Source organism: Eubacterium sp. (assembly GCF_057858645.1).
In genome coordinates, this window is record NZ_DBLZZO010000003.1 from 113,442 (window position 1) to 129,717 (window position 16,276).

At 33.0% G+C, this 16,276-nt stretch carries 13 protein-coding genes, 1 riboswitch and 1 other annotated feature; of the genes, 1 reads left to right on the forward strand and 12 read right to left on the reverse strand.

Features of this window, described 5'->3' with window-relative positions:
- Positions 1-17: 17 nt before the first annotated feature.
- The 3 genes from ACZM4J_RS02000 to ACZM4J_RS02010 form a co-directional block, all read right to left on the reverse strand.
- Complete coding sequence (locus ACZM4J_RS02000; RefSeq protein WP_022164825.1) at positions 18-1,388, reverse strand: CCA tRNA nucleotidyltransferase; 1,371 nt, start codon at positions 1,386-1,388, stop codon at positions 18-20.
- A gap of 25 nt (positions 1,389-1,413) precedes the next feature.
- Positions 1,414-2,820 carry a MocR-like pyridoxine biosynthesis transcription factor PdxR gene (pdxR, locus tag ACZM4J_RS02005; RefSeq protein WP_489485520.1) on the reverse strand — a complete coding sequence of 469 codons (1,407 nt, stop codon included), beginning with the start codon at positions 2,818-2,820 and terminating at the stop codon, positions 1,414-1,416.
- A gap of 328 nt (positions 2,821-3,148) precedes the next feature.
- Positions 3,149-4,540 carry a hypothetical protein gene (locus ACZM4J_RS02010; protein WP_022164826.1) on the reverse strand — a complete coding sequence of 464 codons (1,392 nt, stop codon included), beginning with the start codon at positions 4,538-4,540 and terminating at the stop codon, positions 3,149-3,151.
- Between the two features lie 373 nt (positions 4,541-4,913).
- Between ACZM4J_RS02010 and ACZM4J_RS02015 the strand changes: the two genes are divergently transcribed.
- Positions 4,914-5,750: a pyridoxamine kinase gene (locus ACZM4J_RS02015; protein ID WP_022164827.1), complete on the forward strand. Its 837-nt coding sequence runs from the start codon at positions 4,914-4,916 to the stop codon at positions 5,748-5,750.
- A gap of 125 nt (positions 5,751-5,875) precedes the next feature.
- On the opposite strand, the gene metK is transcribed toward ACZM4J_RS02015, so the two are convergent.
- The 9 genes from metK to ACZM4J_RS02060 form a co-directional block, all read right to left on the reverse strand.
- Positions 5,876-7,066, reverse strand: a complete 1,191-nt coding sequence (metK, locus tag ACZM4J_RS02020) for a methionine adenosyltransferase (RefSeq protein WP_022164828.1) — start codon at positions 7,064-7,066, stop codon at positions 5,876-5,878.
- Between the two features lie 166 nt (positions 7,067-7,232).
- Positions 7,233-7,338, reverse strand: a riboswitch (SAM riboswitch).
- Between the two features lie 87 nt (positions 7,339-7,425).
- Positions 7,426-8,346, reverse strand: coding sequence for a transposase (locus ACZM4J_RS02025; protein ID WP_412335793.1), 921 nt, complete (start codon positions 8,344-8,346; stop codon positions 7,426-7,428).
- Between the two features lie 203 nt (positions 8,347-8,549).
- Positions 8,550-10,532 carry a 2-isopropylmalate synthase gene (locus ACZM4J_RS02030; RefSeq protein WP_428245243.1) on the reverse strand — a complete coding sequence of 661 codons (1,983 nt, stop codon included), beginning with the start codon at positions 10,530-10,532 and terminating at the stop codon, positions 8,550-8,552.
- Between the two features lie 256 nt (positions 10,533-10,788).
- Positions 10,789-11,017, reverse strand: a binding site (T-box leader).
- A gap of 87 nt (positions 11,018-11,104) precedes the next feature.
- Positions 11,105-12,397 carry a UDP-N-acetylglucosamine 1-carboxyvinyltransferase gene (gene murA / locus ACZM4J_RS02035; RefSeq protein WP_022164831.1) on the reverse strand — a complete coding sequence of 431 codons (1,293 nt, stop codon included), beginning with the start codon at positions 12,395-12,397 and terminating at the stop codon, positions 11,105-11,107.
- A 294-nt stretch (positions 12,398-12,691) separates the two neighbouring features.
- Positions 12,692-13,273 (reverse strand): M23 family metallopeptidase, encoded by a 582-nt coding sequence (locus ACZM4J_RS02040; protein WP_428245242.1) that lies wholly within the window; start codon positions 13,271-13,273, stop codon positions 12,692-12,694.
- A 71-nt stretch (positions 13,274-13,344) separates the two neighbouring features.
- The gene (locus tag ACZM4J_RS02045) at positions 13,345-13,848 is read right to left on the reverse strand and encodes a shikimate kinase (RefSeq protein WP_022164833.1); all 504 of its coding nucleotides are present in this window, start codon (positions 13,846-13,848) and stop codon (positions 13,345-13,347) included.
- Positions 13,849-13,874: 26 nt separating this feature from the next.
- A complete protein-coding gene (locus ACZM4J_RS02050) occupies positions 13,875-15,116 on the reverse strand; it encodes a Y-family DNA polymerase (protein WP_412622012.1) in 1,242 nt (413 codons plus the stop codon).
- A gap of 80 nt (positions 15,117-15,196) precedes the next feature.
- Positions 15,197-15,787, reverse strand: coding sequence for a flavin reductase family protein (locus tag ACZM4J_RS02055; protein WP_022164835.1), 591 nt, complete (start codon positions 15,785-15,787; stop codon positions 15,197-15,199).
- A gap of 165 nt (positions 15,788-15,952) precedes the next feature.
- On the reverse strand, positions 15,953-16,276 hold a 324-nt coding region (locus ACZM4J_RS02060), incomplete at its 5' end, for a hypothetical protein (protein ID WP_489485522.1).

Below are 16,276 nucleotides of genomic sequence, written 5' to 3' on the forward strand. Positions count from 1 at the left end.
TGAAAAAAGAAGCCTGTTTAGAACATTGTTTTTGCTATTTCCATTAACGATTCTTTGTTATTCAATTGTGGTTTCTGTATTACACGTTTAAGAAGTTCATCAAGTATGTTTCCTATTATCTCACCTGTTGGACAGCCTGCTGCTATTAAGTCTCTTCCTGATACAGCCATGTCACCTTTGCAGGTGCATATATTATTTTCCACAATGTATTCGTACTGCTCTTTTGAGTAAATATATGCCCCCATGCCTTTTTCTCTGCCGTATTGACTTTTCCCCTGAATGTCAGCATACGCAAGTTGCAAATACATATCGTAAATATCTTTGCCAATTATATTTACACTTTTTCGAATCTGAACAGGTTCTTTTTTGTCCGCCACCGGTCTGTCATCGTGATGTTCCACCAGTCTTGTTACAAGCTTAATTGTTTTGTTATCCATTTTCAGTCGCCTTAAAATGGTCGAAACCATCTTAGCTCCCACATGAGCATGACCGTAAAAGTGCATTCTTGTTGGCTCCTTCTTGTCATAAGTTACTGAATCAGGTTTTCCCACATCGTGTAACAATGCAGCCCATCTCATTTCTTTTGTTGGTGGCACATTCTCCATTACCTTAATTGTATGTTCCCCTACATTATACATATGATAAGGGCTTACCTGCGGACATTCCATCATGGCGTCAAATTCAGGAAGCACCACCTTAGTTATGCCTGCCTCATAAGCTGTTATAAGTTTGTCAGGATGATTTGACATTATCAGTTTCTCTAATTCCACATGAATACGCTCTGCACTAATATTTTCAAGAGTGCCTGCCAGTTCTTTTATGGCTTCCATTGTACCCTCTTCAATATGAAATCCCAGCTGCGCCGAAAATCTTACTGCTCTAAGTATTCTAAGGGCATCCTCCCCGAATCTTTCTCTTGGATTCCCTACGCATCTTATTTCTTTCTTTTCTATATCACCAATTCCGTCAAAAGCATCTACCAAACCAATTCCCGGATTGTATGCCATGGCATTAATAGTAAAATCTCTTCTTTTTAAATCCTCTATTAAATCTGCTGTAAACTCTACACTTTCAGGATGTCTGCTGTCATTGTACTCACCATCAATTCGGTAAGTAGTTACCTCGTAACCTACTCCCTTAATTAAAACTGTAACCGTTCCATGTTGAATTCCTGTATCAATTGTTCTGTAAAACAACTCCTTTACCTGATTAGGCAATGCTGAAGTTGTAATATCCCAATCCTGAGGTTTTCTGTCTAAAATAGTATCTCTTACACATCCACCAACAGCAAACGCCTCGTAGCCGTTTTTTTCCAAAATATCTATTATTAATTTTACAGACTTTGGAATGTCTATTTTAAATTCTTTGTTTCCGTTATATTTATTCACTATAATAATCTCACTCTTTCTTTTTTTATTCCAACGCGTTGTTCATAATAGTCAGTGCTTTTTTCAGCTTGTCTTCAGGCACCGCAGAATAATTAATAATGAACTTATGGTCAAACTCTTTTAAATCATTATAACAGTAATCAGATACACATGAAATATTTATATTGTTTTCCCTTAGTATCTTTTTGAACCGGTTATCGTCGATTTCTTTTTTTATTCCTAAAATAAAATGAAGTCCTGCGTTTTCCTCTTCTATTGTAACCTTAGGATATAATGCTGACTGTTTAATGGCATTTATTATTTTGTTTCTGTAATCCCTGTAATAATTTCTCATTCGGTTAATATGTCTTTCGTAATAACCTCCTGCAATAAAATTTGCCAAGGTATACTGTTCAAAACTTGAAACAGTACCTGAATAAAAATTAAGTTTGGTATGGAATTTTTCCATTAAGCTGTCCGGCAAAACCATATAGGCAATTCTTATTGATGGTGCAAGAGTTTTCGAAAAAGTATTCATATATATTACTCTCTCCTTGTCCATTCCAACCATTGTAGGAATTGGTCTGCCTGAAAATCTAAACTCACTGTCGTAATCATCTTCAATAATAAACCCATTGTTTTCTCTTGCCCAATGGATTAAATGCTGTCTTCTTGATACAGGCATAACTCTACCTGTTGGAAAATGATGAGATGGAGAAATATGTACTGCATCAATCTTTTTTCCTAACAGCGCCTTTGTTTGAATTCCTGAATTATCTATTGGTAAGTGTAAACATTCCACTCCATTACTTTCATAAACTTTTCCAATTTTCCTATAGCCTGGGTCCTCTACGGCAATAACACTATCTCTTCCAAGTAACTGAACAATAATGCTATATAAATATTCTGTTCCTGCACCAATTATTATGTTCTCTGCATCTACTTCCATACCACGAAATTCCATTAAATGGTTTGCTATGGCTTCCCTAAGTTCCACTACGCCGTTTGGTAATGGGCTTGAAAGAAATGAATTCTCTCTGTCTAGTAAAGTCTGTCTCATTATCCTTGACCATATAGAAAAAGGAAAACTGTCGTACATTATGTGATTGGGATTGAAATCTACTAGCCACTGCTTTTTTGTATCCTGGATTTTCTTTTTGATTTGCCCACTTTTCAAGGATACTTTTGTTTCTACTATTTTTTCCTTGTTTCCGTTAATTCCACCATTGTTTAAATATTGTCCACTTATTTCACTGGCAAAATATCCACGCTTTTCTTTCGAAAAAATATATCCCTCTACAAGCAACTGTGCATAAGCATTTTCTACAGTGATAACGCTTATATTATGATTTTTCGCCATGGTCCTTTTTGATGGCAGTTTCTCCCCCGCTTTGATTTTGCCTGACAAAATGTCATTTTTTATGCAATTATATAAATACTCATACAGAGACATTTTTCCTCTTTTTTCAAAATCATATGTTAGCATATAGTTTTTACCTCTGTTACTTTTTAATTATTTACTTCATCTATAAATTCTTAATAACATATTTTAGCTACTAATATATTACCTTATATCATCTACTGGTATTATTGTTTTTTTGTGTTATTATATTATCAGTAATGCCATATGGATTATACTTTATATTTTTTCAAATGTAAAATAAGTGAAACCTCACAGTATATAGAGGTATTTATCTTTAACAGATAAAAATCCCCAAATCAACCGGAGGTTTCACTATGTTCCATTATATTTATATTAAACTATATTAATTCCGTCTCCTTTAGTTCTCTATTCCATTAAAATCTTTTAAGCAAATGAATTCGTCATCTTTAACTTTATCGGGAAGCTGTACATTTATTGCATCTCCTTTATTTACATACACCGTATAACTTCCATCTAAATCTCTTTCCACAATATTGTTATTTTTATCAGTTACCCTTACAGGAACATCTGTTGAAAATATAATAATTCCATCTATGTCAGATATAATTTGTATTGTCTTACCATAATAATGTTTACAATATTCAAATGTACAAAAAGTATTATATTTATACCCCACACCATGCGAAGACGGAACAGAATGATAATAATTACTTAATAAAATTTTATCCTGATTATACCATTCTGAATAGTAAGAATGTCCTCTCCATATTTTTGATTTTTTATCTTTAAAACCTTTTGGTAATTTAACAGCTCTAATTATGCTATAAGAAGATTCTTTCATTACACTAAGAGAATTTTTCATAGCATACTTTATTCCTTTTGGAATAGTTACAACCAGCTGACATCCATCATATCCAACTAAAATATTGTTATTATAAATATAAAAATCTCCCTGTTTTTTTATTTGCTTTTTAAAAATCTTAAAAATTCTATCTTCCAATACTTCATACAAAGCTTCCATGCCCTCGCATGATATATTTTTATTTTTTATTACATATTTTGCCCTATAAGCAACATCATTAATTGCCTCTCGCATATAATCTTTAAAATTGCTGTCACTTGTATAATAACTTTTTACAGTTGATGGAATAATAACTTTTTTTAGTTTCTTACAACAAGTAAATATATAATAATCCGGATCATCACTACAACTTTCTTCATTATAAGATTCATACGAAAATCCAACAACATTAACTATTTTACACCCTTTTCGAATTTTCAATATTTTGCATTCGCTTGGCATTGCCACAAATTTTTTCCCGTTTTTTGTATAAATGCTTCCTTTGTAACTTCTGTATTTTTTGTCCTTTTTGCTTACAATGAACTTATGTGTTAAATAAAACTTATACATTGGTTTATCTGACAACTGTGTTGTAAATTTAACTGTTTTTACAGTTATCGGAAAGTTCTCATAATTATCATTATCATATACTTCCCCCAAAAAATCATCTACAAATATCAATTTTCCCGGAACTTCCAAAGTTTTTACATTTATACAACCCTTAAAAGGTTTTGTAGGTAAAATTTTTATATTGTCTTTCACTACAATCTTTTTAATCTTTTTCGCATTTTTTATATGTGTACCATTCCTTAACTGACCCGTTACTACTAACGTTTTTCCTTTTGTGTAATAATTCTGTGTTTTTGCCTGAACACTTCCATTAGTTAAAAGAATCCCTCCACAAAGAATAACCAGCATTAAGCATACTCTTAAAATTTTCTTTTTCATTTTGCTCCTCCTATTTATCCATCTTGAAATGTTGTTATATATGTATAACGAGATTCTTTAGTATTTTATTGCATTAACTTTTTATTAGTTGAATGCAAGTTGAATGCAAAACTAACAAAAACGGATTCTCTCTGTCAAGTAGCGTTTGTCTCATTATCCTTTACCAAATTGAAAAAGGAAAACTGTCGTACATTATGTGGTTAGAATTAAAACCTACCAATCACTGTTTTTTGTGTTATTATATTAGCAGTAATACCATATGGATTATACTTTCCAATATAAAATCCGGGTATTTTTATTTTATGAAAGCATTGTAATTAGTAACGACTTTACTTTGAGAAACTAATTTACAAATAATAATTAGGAGTTTTACATGAAAAGAGTTTTAAGTATTCAGGATATTTCCTGTTTAGGAAAATGTTCACTAACTGTTGCCCTTCCTATTATTTCTGCAATGGGAATTGAAACAAGCATTGTTCCTACAGCAGTTTTATCTACCCATACCAAATTTAACAATTTTACTTTTAGGGATTTAACAGGCGATATGGAAGGAATCAAGAGCCACTGGCTTAATGAAGGTTTCAGGTTTGATGCCATATACACAGGCTATCTTGGAAGCAGGGAACAGGTTGATATTGTTTCTGACTTTTTTACTGCCTTTGGTAATAGTGATAATTATATTATTGTAGATCCTGCAATGGCTGATAACGGAAAAATGTACACAGGGTTTACAACTGACTTTGCAATTACAATGTCAAAACTTTGTTCAAAGGCAGATATTATTTTACCTAATATTTCAGAAGCATGCTTTATGCTCAATAGAGAATATGTTGGAGAGAATGCTTCTTTAGAAACTATTAAAGAACTGCTTTTGGAGTTAATTAAACTAGGTTCCAAATATGCTGTAATTACAGGTGTCACTCTTCCAAAGGGCGAACTTGGTTTCATTGGATACGATAGTAACAGTAAAGACTTTTTCATGTACGGCACCAAGGAAGTTCCTATTAAATCTCATGGGACAGGGGACGTTTTTGCAAGCACTTTTACCGGTGCTTTAATGAATGACTATAGCGTTTTTGACGCTTTAAAAATTGCAGCTGATTTCACTTACCTATGTATAGAAGACACTTATAAGGATCCTAATGCAGTTGATTACGCAGTAAATTTCGAAACACAGATTCCTAATTTATTGAAATTACTAAACAGATAAAATTATGTTCTATATTTTCCATGCAAATCAATATTTTCCAGTAAAAATTTAGGGAAAAATGAAACCTACATAAGTTCCATTTTTCCCTTTTGTTACTACATATTTTACAACAGATTATTTTCTAATTATTTTGCATATTTTGCTAAAACATCAACCTTGTCTGTTTTCTCCCATGGTACATTAATATCATTTCTTCCGAAATGACCATAAGCTGCTGTCTGCTTGTAAATAGGTCTTCTAAGGTCTAACATCTTGATAATGCCTGCTGGTCTTAAGTCAAAGTTCTCACGAATAATTTCTACAAACTTCTCGTTACTTAACTTTCCTGTTCCAAATGTGTCTACCATGATTGATGTTGGATGTGCCACACCAATTGCATAAGATAACTGGATTTCACATTTATCTGCAAGTCCTGCTGCTACAATATTTTTTGCAACATATCTTGCTGCATACGCTGCAGAACGATCAACCTTTGTACAATCCTTTCCTGAGAAAGCACCACCGCCATGTCTTGCATATCCACCGTAAGTATCAACAATAATCTTTCTTCCTGTTAAACCACTGTCTCCATTTGGTCCACCAATTACGAAACGTCCTGTTGGGTTAATGAAGAACTTTGTATTTTCATCTACCATATCTTTTGGTAATACAGGATCAAATACATATTTCTTAATATCCTTATGAATCTGTTCCTGTGAAACTTCAGCATCATGCTGAGTTGATAATACAACTGCATCAAGTCTTACAGGTTTTCCATCTTCATCATATTCTACTGTAACCTGTGTTTTTCCATCAGGTCTTAAATAATCTAAAGTACCATTCTTTCTTACTTCTGTTAACTTAAGTGCCAACTTATGTGCTAAAGCTATAGGGTATGGCATAAATTCTTCTGTTTCGTTTGTTGCATAACCAAACATCATACCCTGATCTCCGGCACCAATTGCATCTAACTCTTCGTCAGACATTTTATTTTCTTTTGCTTCTAACGCTTTGTCTACACCCATTGCAATATCTGTTGACTGTTCATCTAAAGCTGTTATAACTCCACATGTGTCACAATCAAATCCATATTTTGCTCTGTCATATCCGATTTCTCTAATTGTCTCTCTTACAATTTTCTGGATATCTACATATCCCTTTGTTGTAATTTCACCCATTACCAAAACAAGTCCTGTTGTGATGCTTGTTTCACAGGCAACACGGCTCATGGGATCCTGTTTCATTAATTCATCTAAAATGGCATCTGAAATCTGGTCACAGATTTTATCAGGATGACCTTCTGTTACTGACTCTGATGTAAATAATCTTTTTTCCATTTACGTCTCCTTTACTTTCTACTGTGCATTTCTGCTTTAACTATAGTATCCTACAAATATTTATTTTCTTCTTTTGAGAATTTATTATTATAGTATACCTTTTTATATTTTATTAAAAAGAAAAGTCCACTGACAATCAGTGGACTTGAAATCAAGGTATCAAATCCTCTTATTGATCAAACTTCTGTCTGCTCAGGTTGGCACCTTCCTGACTAATGTCGGGGTTGCCGTAGCTTCTTAGGTCCTTGTACCTCCACTACTCTGAATAAGAGAAAATATTTATTTGCAATGGCTATACTACTATTATAGTTGCCATATGTCAAGTAGTAAATTTTGACATCATAGTATTTATGTGCTCACTATCCCAATTTAGCCATTATTTTTTCAACATTATAATCAGGTGCAAACTCCTTTGCTATGTCATAAATTTTTCTAATCTTAGAAACATCTTCTTCCAACTCATCAGCAATCTGTTCTATAGATTTATTTTTAATCATTTTTTTACAAATATTAGAAACAAGAAGCTGCAATTCGCCTTTCACAATACCATCCTCATATGCACGCTGTTTAAAATATTCCATTGCCTCTTCTTCATCATATTCCGTTAAAAGTGTATGCATAGCTTCAGCCTTCCTTTCCAGCAGAAAATCTTTTAAAACATTACAATTAATACACTCTTCAATAGCTTTTTCGATAGCAACATTTTTATCATCATATTTCTGCCTGTACTCTTTTATTGTTTCTATTAATATAGCATATTCCTTTAAAGGTTTACAAGCAGATAGAAGTTTTTCGTTATAACCCGGATTGATGTTTAAGACAGTGGCAGTCCATTCGAATATCCCATCTTTAGGCGGTGCGATAAATGCGTCAGAAAGTTTCAAGATTTGTTTGTCAGGGACTTTCCTGGAACCATTATATAACACATAATATTGCGGCGTTGGAATTTTTATGAACTTATCATCATAAAGTCTAAAGTGATATTTTGATACATATTTGTTAAACAAATCACTGAAATACATAAATCCACGTAGTGGCATGTTAGGATTCCATGTGCTCTGCTGTTCAAACAAAGCCATGTTGTTGGCAATGATACAGGACACATCATTTTTCATACTCATATACACTGCGTTTTCCATTGTGGTAATTTCTAAATCGTCTAAGTTTGTATAATTTGTTTCATTTAATGCATTATACAAATCCAATAAATTGCCCTTGTACTTTTCATACCCAAAAATCATGCAGAATATTCTATCCTTGTGTTGTCTGTTAAAATTCATACTTTCTTTTCCTCCTTAGCAGTTAATTGTCCCTTATAGTTTATATTAATTCACATAAACTGTAAGGTTGCTTTTTATTATACATACTATTTGTGTACTTTTCAAGTGTAAAATAAATATAAAATGGTTATTTTTTGCAATAAAAAAAGGTGTCACCCTAAAGGTTCCACCTTTTTTATTGCAATACACATCCTATATTAATTTTAACTATTTCTAAACTGTACCGGTGTCATTCCGTATTTCTTTTTGAATAAGCGGTTAAAATGTTCTACATTTTGGTAGCCGACATTTTCAGCAATTGCTTCAACTGTCATATTACCGCCTTTCAATAAAGTTCTGGCTTTTTTCATTCTTACCGCCTTAACCAGTTCTCCAAATGTTTTTCCTGATTTATCTTTTATGTACTTTGATAAATATGGTTTTGATAAATGGAACTGGTCTGCTAATTCATCAAGTGTTACTGTTAAATAATTTGTATTAATATAATTAATGATTTCTGTTAATCTTTCATCTTGAAGTGCTGTATCACCTGTTGCCTTTACTAAATGGTTAACTGCTACAGTTAATGCATGAATTGATGACTTAATAATATCTTCATCAATTCCAACACCCCAATACATTGTTCCATGATAATTAATTCCTACATATGAAACAGCCTTTGATGATGAACCTCTTGATAATGAATGTTCTTCATATACAGCAAGTTCATAGCTAATATTGAAGTATTGTTTAAAAGCATTACTTACAGCGTCTAAACGTCCATTACCTGTGCTTTTTACGATACGAACTGTATCATTCTGTGCAATAGTAACTTCTGCAACGATTCCGTTTGTCTGTTTAAAATGTGCTTCTGGAACTGTAAATACACTGCTTTCATTAATATATTTATCTTCAAATATTTGGTATACCCATTCAGGTGATAATTCCTTATGTTCTTCATCTGATACATGTTTTACACTATATCCGATTTCTTCTCTCATTTTTTCAGGTATGGCTAATCCGAAGTTCTGTTTTAAAATATAGCTTACGCCACCCTTACCTGACTGGCTATTAATTCTAATAACATCAGAATCATATGTTCTTCCCACATCAACAGGATCAATTGGAAGATATGGTACATTCCACTTTCCTTCAGGATCCTTTGCCTTACAAGCCATTCCTTTTGAAATAGCATCCTGATGTGAACCTGAGAAAGCTGTAAATACTAAATCACCTGCATAAGGCTGACGTGGACCAACATTCATTCTTGTTACTCGTTCATATAATTTTACGATTTCAGGCATGTTACCAAATTCAAGCTTTGGATCTACACCATGTGATAACATATTCATTGCTAATGTAATAATGTCAACATTACCTGTTCTTTCACCGTTTCCAAATAATGTACCTTCAATACGGTCAGCTCCTGCTAATATTGAAAGCTCTGCTGTAGCTACGCCACATCCTCTGTCGTTATGTGGGTGAACTGAAATTGTAACTGCATTTCTGTATTTTAAATTCTTGTGCATATATTCAATCTGTGTTGCAAAAACATGTGGCATTGCATTTTCAACTGTTGCCGGAAGGTTGATGATAACTTTGTTGTCTTCCTTTGGTTCCCATACATCAAGAACTGCATTACATACATCTAATGCATAATCCATTTCTGTGCCTGAGAAACTTTCAGGACTATATTCAAATGAAAAGTTTCCATCTACTTCGTCTGCTAATTGTTTTAAAAGTACAGCTCCGTCAACAGCAATCTTTTTGATTTCTTCTTTACTCTTCTTAAATACCTGCTCACGCTGTGCAACAGATGTTGAATTGTAGAGATGAATTACTGCATGTTTTGCTCCCTTTACAGCTTCAAATGTTTTCTTAATAATATGTTCTCTTGCCTGTGTTAAAACCTGAACAGTTACATCATCAGGAATCATATCTCTTTCAATAAGAGCTCTCATAAAATTGTATTCTGTTTCTGATGCTGCAGGAAAACCTACTTCTATTTCTTTGAATCCAATGTCTACAAGTAACTGGAAAAACTCTAATTTTTCATCTAAGCTCATTGGCTCAATTAAAGCCTGGTTTCCATCTCTTAAATCTACGCTACACCAAATTGGAGCCTTATCAATGTACTCTTTTTTTACCCAGTCATATGTGACTTCCGGTGGCATAAAATACTGTCTTGTATACTTTTTGTAATTCATAGTAAAACCTCTTCTTTCTTTATATCTAAAAACCAATATATATCCTATACTTTATGGTACTTTTTTTCAAGTAAAACCTGTTTAAATAAACTGAATAAGATAGAATGTCGCTTGCGACCTTCTATGCACTGAACGCGGTTGCTCCAGCAACTATTTTCCTTTCGCAGGAATGTGCATCCCTAGCGGAACGTTTTTTATGTATTAGAACTTCCTAAAGAATTTCCTAATACATAAAAACGTCCCTGTGCTTTTCCAGCACAGAGACGTAAGCTTTACATACGCGGTACCACTCTGTTTCATGTGTTACATGCTCTCAAGATGCTAATGCATCCAATTCCTATAACGGGGAAAACCGTCCCAACCTACTTGACGTTTTCAGCGGGAAGCTCTAAGGCGAGTTCATTGTTTCGTGCCTGGCATTTTTCACCAACCAATGCTTCTCTAAAGGTCACTCTACAATTACTACTCCTCTTCACTGCTTTTATAATTCTTAGGATGAACATATATTAACATAAGCCATTTTCTTTGTGTAGTGACAAATTTAATCAGTTTTATTGATTTTTTTTAATATATTATCCTACTTTTAATTTAAATTTCTGTTCTTCTTTATCCGTGTCCACTTCAGTAATAATTGCACCAAGTCCTGCTAATTTCTGATCAAATTTCTCATAGCCTCTCTTAATATATACAATATCTGTTACTGTTGTAAATCCTTCTGCAGCTAATCCTGCAATAACCAATGCTGCTCCTGCTCTTAAATCAGGTGCTGCCACACTGGTTCCTTCTAAACTGCCTACCCCTGTTATAATTGCTGTATTTCCTTCAACCTTATTTACAGCACCCATTCTTCCAAGTTCTGACATATATTTAAATCTGTTTTCGAAAATACTTTCTGTAACTGTACTTACACCGTTTGCCATTGATAAAACTGCCGCCATCTGTGGCTGCATATCTGTTGGAAAGCCCGGATATGGTAATGTCTTAATATTTGCACATCTAATGAATTCACCTGATTTTACCTTAACGGCATCATCATATTCTTCTACTGAACAACCCATTTCTATAAGCTTTGATGTAATACATTCCAAATGTCTTGGAATTACATTTTTTACAAGAACTTCTCCCCCTGTAGCTGCTGCTGCACACATAAATGTACCTGCTTCAATCTGATCAGGAATAGTTGAATAAACTGTTCCATGTAATTTTGGAACACCTGTAATTCTAATCTTATCAGTTCCTGCACCTCTAATATCAGCTCCCATGCTGTTAAGCATATTGGCAACGTCTACTACATGTGGTTCTTTTGCAGCATTTTCAATAACAGTTCTACCTTCTGCTTTTACTGCTGCTAACATTACGTTAATAGTAGCTCCAACTGATGACACATCAAAGAAAATGTGATTTCCTTTAAGCTGTTCTGAAAATGCATTAAGCATTCCATGGTCCTGAATTACTTCAGCGCCTAAAGCTCTAAAACCTTTTAAATGCTGGTCAATTGGACGTGCTCCAATTACACAGCCACCCGGTAAAGCCACTTCTGCCTTGTGGAACTTACCAAGTAAAGCTCCAAGCAAATAATATGAAGCTCTAATTTTTCTCATTTGTTCCTCTTCAACAATGTGAGAAGTAATTGTTGCTCCGTTAATAATAACTGTATGTCTGTCTACTCTGTTAATAGTAGCTCCTATTGTTTCTATTGCATCTATTAATTGATTAATATCACTTACATCAGGTAAGTTTTCTATTGTTACGTTCTCGTCCGCCATAATTGCTGCAGCAATAAGGGCCAATGCTGCATTCTTTGCACCACTAATTTCTACTTCACCTTTTAAGGCAACTCCGCCTTTAATAACATACTTTTCCATTTATGCACCTCTGGTTATATGTAAAATCTATATCTAAAAAATGTTAATTATCGTTTTTTATTTTTACGCGCACTAATACAAATATATTTTTACGCACTTTCATTTATTATAACATAAAGTGCAACTTTGTAAACTGTATAAGTAACACAATTTCAAGGCAAATTCTTCCAATTATTATCAATTTTCACTATTAAATAATATATATTGTTATATATATGTTTTTTTTGCAAATTATGTTACCTATACAGCATGCTTAAATTAAGTTTAAACTATGCGCTATGTTTCATTTTTGTTTTACTCTACATATTTCAAAGGATTGACCTTTATTCCTTCTTTGATTACTTCAAAATGTAAATGTGGTCCTGTGCTGTCACCTGTATTTCCTGAAAAGCCTATTAACTCTCCTTTGTTTACAATGTCACCTTTTTTGACACACAAAGAACTCATGTGTGCATACCTGGTTTCCATATTATCTTTATGCTTTATTAACACGTTATAACCATAGCTTTCACTATAATATGCAAGTTCTACAATGCCAGCCTCTGCTCCATACACCTTTGTTCCAACGGGAACTGCCCAGTCGTGTCCTTTGTGGCAGGCATTTCTGTCAACAACGTCTCCGAAATACGAAGATGTAATTCCACCCTTAACCGGTTTTATAAAAAATAGCACAGATGATTTCTTTAATTTGTCATTTGTGCTATCTTTTAAATTCTTTTTTGATGTTTTGTTGGACTTGTTTTTTATTTTCTTTTTATAAATTTTCTGGTTAATCTTTTTTTCATTTAAATCTTTTTCTCTTGTGTTTCTATTAATAACGTAACCGTATGCATATATTTCCATTGTAGTTTGTTCAAAAATTATGATTCCTATCATAAGTAAAACACATAAAATCGGCAGAAACAATATTTTCATCTGCCTGTTAAAAAGTTTAAATCTGTTAATTTCTATACCCCCAATTTTGCTTCAATTAGTTTTACTGTCTGTTGTATTGTATATCCATGCTCATTTATTATTATATCCGCATATTTTTCATATAACGGTGTTCTTTCATTAAATAAATCTTCTAATGTTTGTCCGTCCTTTAGAACTACCCCTCTTTTTTCCAAGCTTCCTAGTCTTTTTGAAAGTGAATCAAGATCAAGTTTTAAATAAATAACTGTTCCTATTTCTGACAAATGCTCCATTGCTTCTTTTCCATAAACCACACTGCCGCCTGTTGCAATAATTGATTTTTCTGTGTTAATTGAAGCATTAACCTTGTTTTCTATATTGATAAATTCATCAATTCCCTCTTCTGCAATAATATCCTTTAACAAACGGCCTGTCTGTTCTTGAATAACTAAATCTGCATCTATGAATTTGTAACCTAAAACCTTTGCAAGCACTACTCCTATTGTACTTTTTCCAACTCCAGGCATTCCTATTAATACAATGTTTTCTTTATTCATAATTATGTCCCTTTCCATTAAGTATACTATTTATTTTTTGTCCTATTTTCATTAAGCAGGCTTGCCCTTTTGACAGCACCGCTTCCATACTTTGCATTAATTAAATCTAATGCCTTGTCCAATTTTTTCATTTTCTCTCTGGATATATTGTTTTCTTCTTTGTTCCATGAATCAATATCCATAAAAGTCAGTTGTTCCGGCTCGTCTTCTTCTATTAAATTAGCTGTTCTCACACCTAAAAGCCTAACCGGTCTGCCACTCCACAAACCTTTAAACAGATTTTTTGAAATGTTATATATTTCTGTTCCGGAGTCAGTAGCAATATCTACTGTAATTTGTTTTGAACATTTTGTAAAGTCATTATATTTAATTTCAACAGCAACTGTTTTTGCCTTTTGTTTTCCCTCTCGTAACCTTCCTGAAACTTTTTCTGAAAGTCTTAGAAGAATTCTGTTTATTTCAACAATATTGTCTAAATCCTTTGGAAGGGTTGTGGAATTTCCTACGCCTTTTAAATCTTCCCTTTTGGTATTTACTACGCTTTCGTCAATTCCGTTAGCATATTCCCACAGTACCCTGCCATGACTTTTTAAATGAGCATCTAATATGGTAACAGGGCTTTTTGCCAACTGACCAATTGTAAAAATTCCCAGTTTATGTAACACATTCACGCTGGATTTTCCTGCCATAAATAAGTCTTCCACAGGAAGCTTCCACATTTTCTCTTCGATTTCTTCTTTGTAAAGAGTGTGTACCTTATCCGGCTTTTCAAAATCTGATGCCATTTTTGCCAAAACTTTTACATCTGAAATTCCTACATTTACAGTAAAGCCAAATTGTTCTTTTACTTTGTTTTTTATTGTATATGCAGCTTCTATTTCGTTAGAAAATTTGTTTCTTATTCCTGTATAATCCATATAGCACTCATCAACGCTTACCTGCTCTATATCCGGTGTAAATGATTTCAAAAGTTCCATTAACTTATGACTTTGTTCAGAATAATAATCATGCTCCGGTGGAACAATTTCCAAACTGGGGCATTTTTTCAAAGCATTTACTACAGGTTCTCCTGTAACTATACCGTATTTTTTTGCTGAAATTGATTTTGCAAGAACAATTCCATGACGGTTCTTCTTATCTCCACCTATAATACAGGGAATGTTTCGGATGTCTTTTGGATAACCGTTCTTTAACATCTTAACTGCTGTCCAACTTAAATACGCTGAATTTACATCTATATGAAAAATTATCTTATCATGCTTCAACACTATTCTCCTATTAATAATTTTTCATTAAACTGTCTATATTTCCTTGTTGTCTATTTCTTTTCTGTCTACTTATTTGCTGTCTACTTATTTTTCTTTCTTTTTGGTTTTTGAGTTTTTCTAACTGCAAATCCAAATTTACCAAGTTTCTTGCCTGTGCTGTAATATTGACCATGAGAATAAACTATAGGCTTTGCTTTTGCCAAATCAAACTTGCCTTTTTCATCCATATATTCTTTATCCGCATGAACGCAAAGAACTTTTGCAATAAATATATCATGAGTTCCTAAATGCTTAATTTCTGTCACTTCACATTCAATATTTACAGGGCTGTCTGTTAAAAGTGGTGCCTTAACATACTCAGCCTTTTCAGTCTGCAAATTCATTTTTTCAAATTTGTTTTCATCACGACCTGATTTCACGCCACAATAATCTGTAGCCTTAGCCAGTTTTTCTGTTGTAAGATTAATTACAAACTGACCTGATTCCTTAATCATATCGTAAGAATATCTTGATTGTCTTACTGAAATATAAACCATTGCCGGATCAGTACATATAGTTCCTGTCCATGCTACTGTAAATACATTTTCGTTGCCACTATTGTCAGCCACTGTTACCAAAACAGCAGGAAGTGGGTATAACATATTGCCCGGTTTCCAAGTTTCCTTTGCCATATTTTTCTCCCTAAAAATTTATTATTTTTCTTAAACTTTATTGACTCTTTTTAGTCTTAGATTGTTTTATTTTTCCTTATTCTTTAATAAATTTATTAATTGTTTTCTTTATTCATTAATAAAATTTATTGTGTTGTGCCTTCATTTTTTTAATCTTATTAAATCTTATTGACTCTTTTTATCCTTATTTTTTAACTTAATATTCTTTATTTTTACCTGATTTTTATCAGCTGTGTAAACAACAGTTAATTGGCTGTCACATTTACCTGATATGCTGTATATGTAACTGCTTGTAAGGGATGTGTCTGTTGATGATACATAGCTGTAAGAATATTTGTAAGTTAAAGTATACTCTTTGTTTTTCTTATTATAAACGATCTTGCTGTCCTTTTTATTAATTTTCATATCAATTACTTTTAGCTTTGATACGTTTCTGTCATCAGATGGATATGTGATTTCCATTGATTGGTCAACAAGTGATGAAACTTT

What these genes read in the sequence shown, in the direction of transcription:
- pdxR (WP_489485520.1), bottom strand. Translation starts at nt 2,820, where the DNA reads ATGTCTCTGTATGAGTATTTATATAATTGCATAAAAAATGACATTTTG.
- ACZM4J_RS02010 (WP_022164826.1), bottom strand. Translation starts at nt 4,540, where the DNA reads ATGAAAAAGAAAATTTTAAGAGTATGCTTAATGCTGGTTATTCTTTGT.
- ACZM4J_RS02015 (WP_022164827.1), top strand. Translation starts at nt 4,914, where the DNA reads ATGAAAAGAGTTTTAAGTATTCAGGATATTTCCTGTTTAGGAAAATGT.
- metK (WP_022164828.1), bottom strand. Translation starts at nt 7,066, where the DNA reads ATGGAAAAAAGATTATTTACATCAGAGTCAGTAACAGAAGGTCATCCT.
- ACZM4J_RS02025 (WP_412335793.1), bottom strand. Translation starts at nt 8,346, where the DNA reads ATGAATTTTAACAGACAACACAAGGATAGAATATTCTGCATGATTTTT.
- ACZM4J_RS02030 (WP_428245243.1), bottom strand. Translation starts at nt 10,532, where the DNA reads ATGAATTACAAAAAGTATACAAGACAGTATTTTATGCCACCGGAAGTC.
- murA (WP_022164831.1), bottom strand. Translation starts at nt 12,397, where the DNA reads ATGGAAAAGTATGTTATTAAAGGCGGAGTTGCCTTAAAAGGTGAAGTA.
- ACZM4J_RS02040 (WP_428245242.1), bottom strand. Translation starts at nt 13,273, where the DNA reads ATGATAGGAATCATAATTTTTGAACAAACTACAATGGAAATATATGCA.
- ACZM4J_RS02045 (WP_022164833.1), bottom strand. Translation starts at nt 13,848, where the DNA reads ATGAATAAAGAAAACATTGTATTAATAGGAATGCCTGGAGTTGGAAAA.
- ACZM4J_RS02055 (WP_022164835.1), bottom strand. Translation starts at nt 15,787, where the DNA reads ATGGCAAAGGAAACTTGGAAACCGGGCAATATGTTATACCCACTTCCT.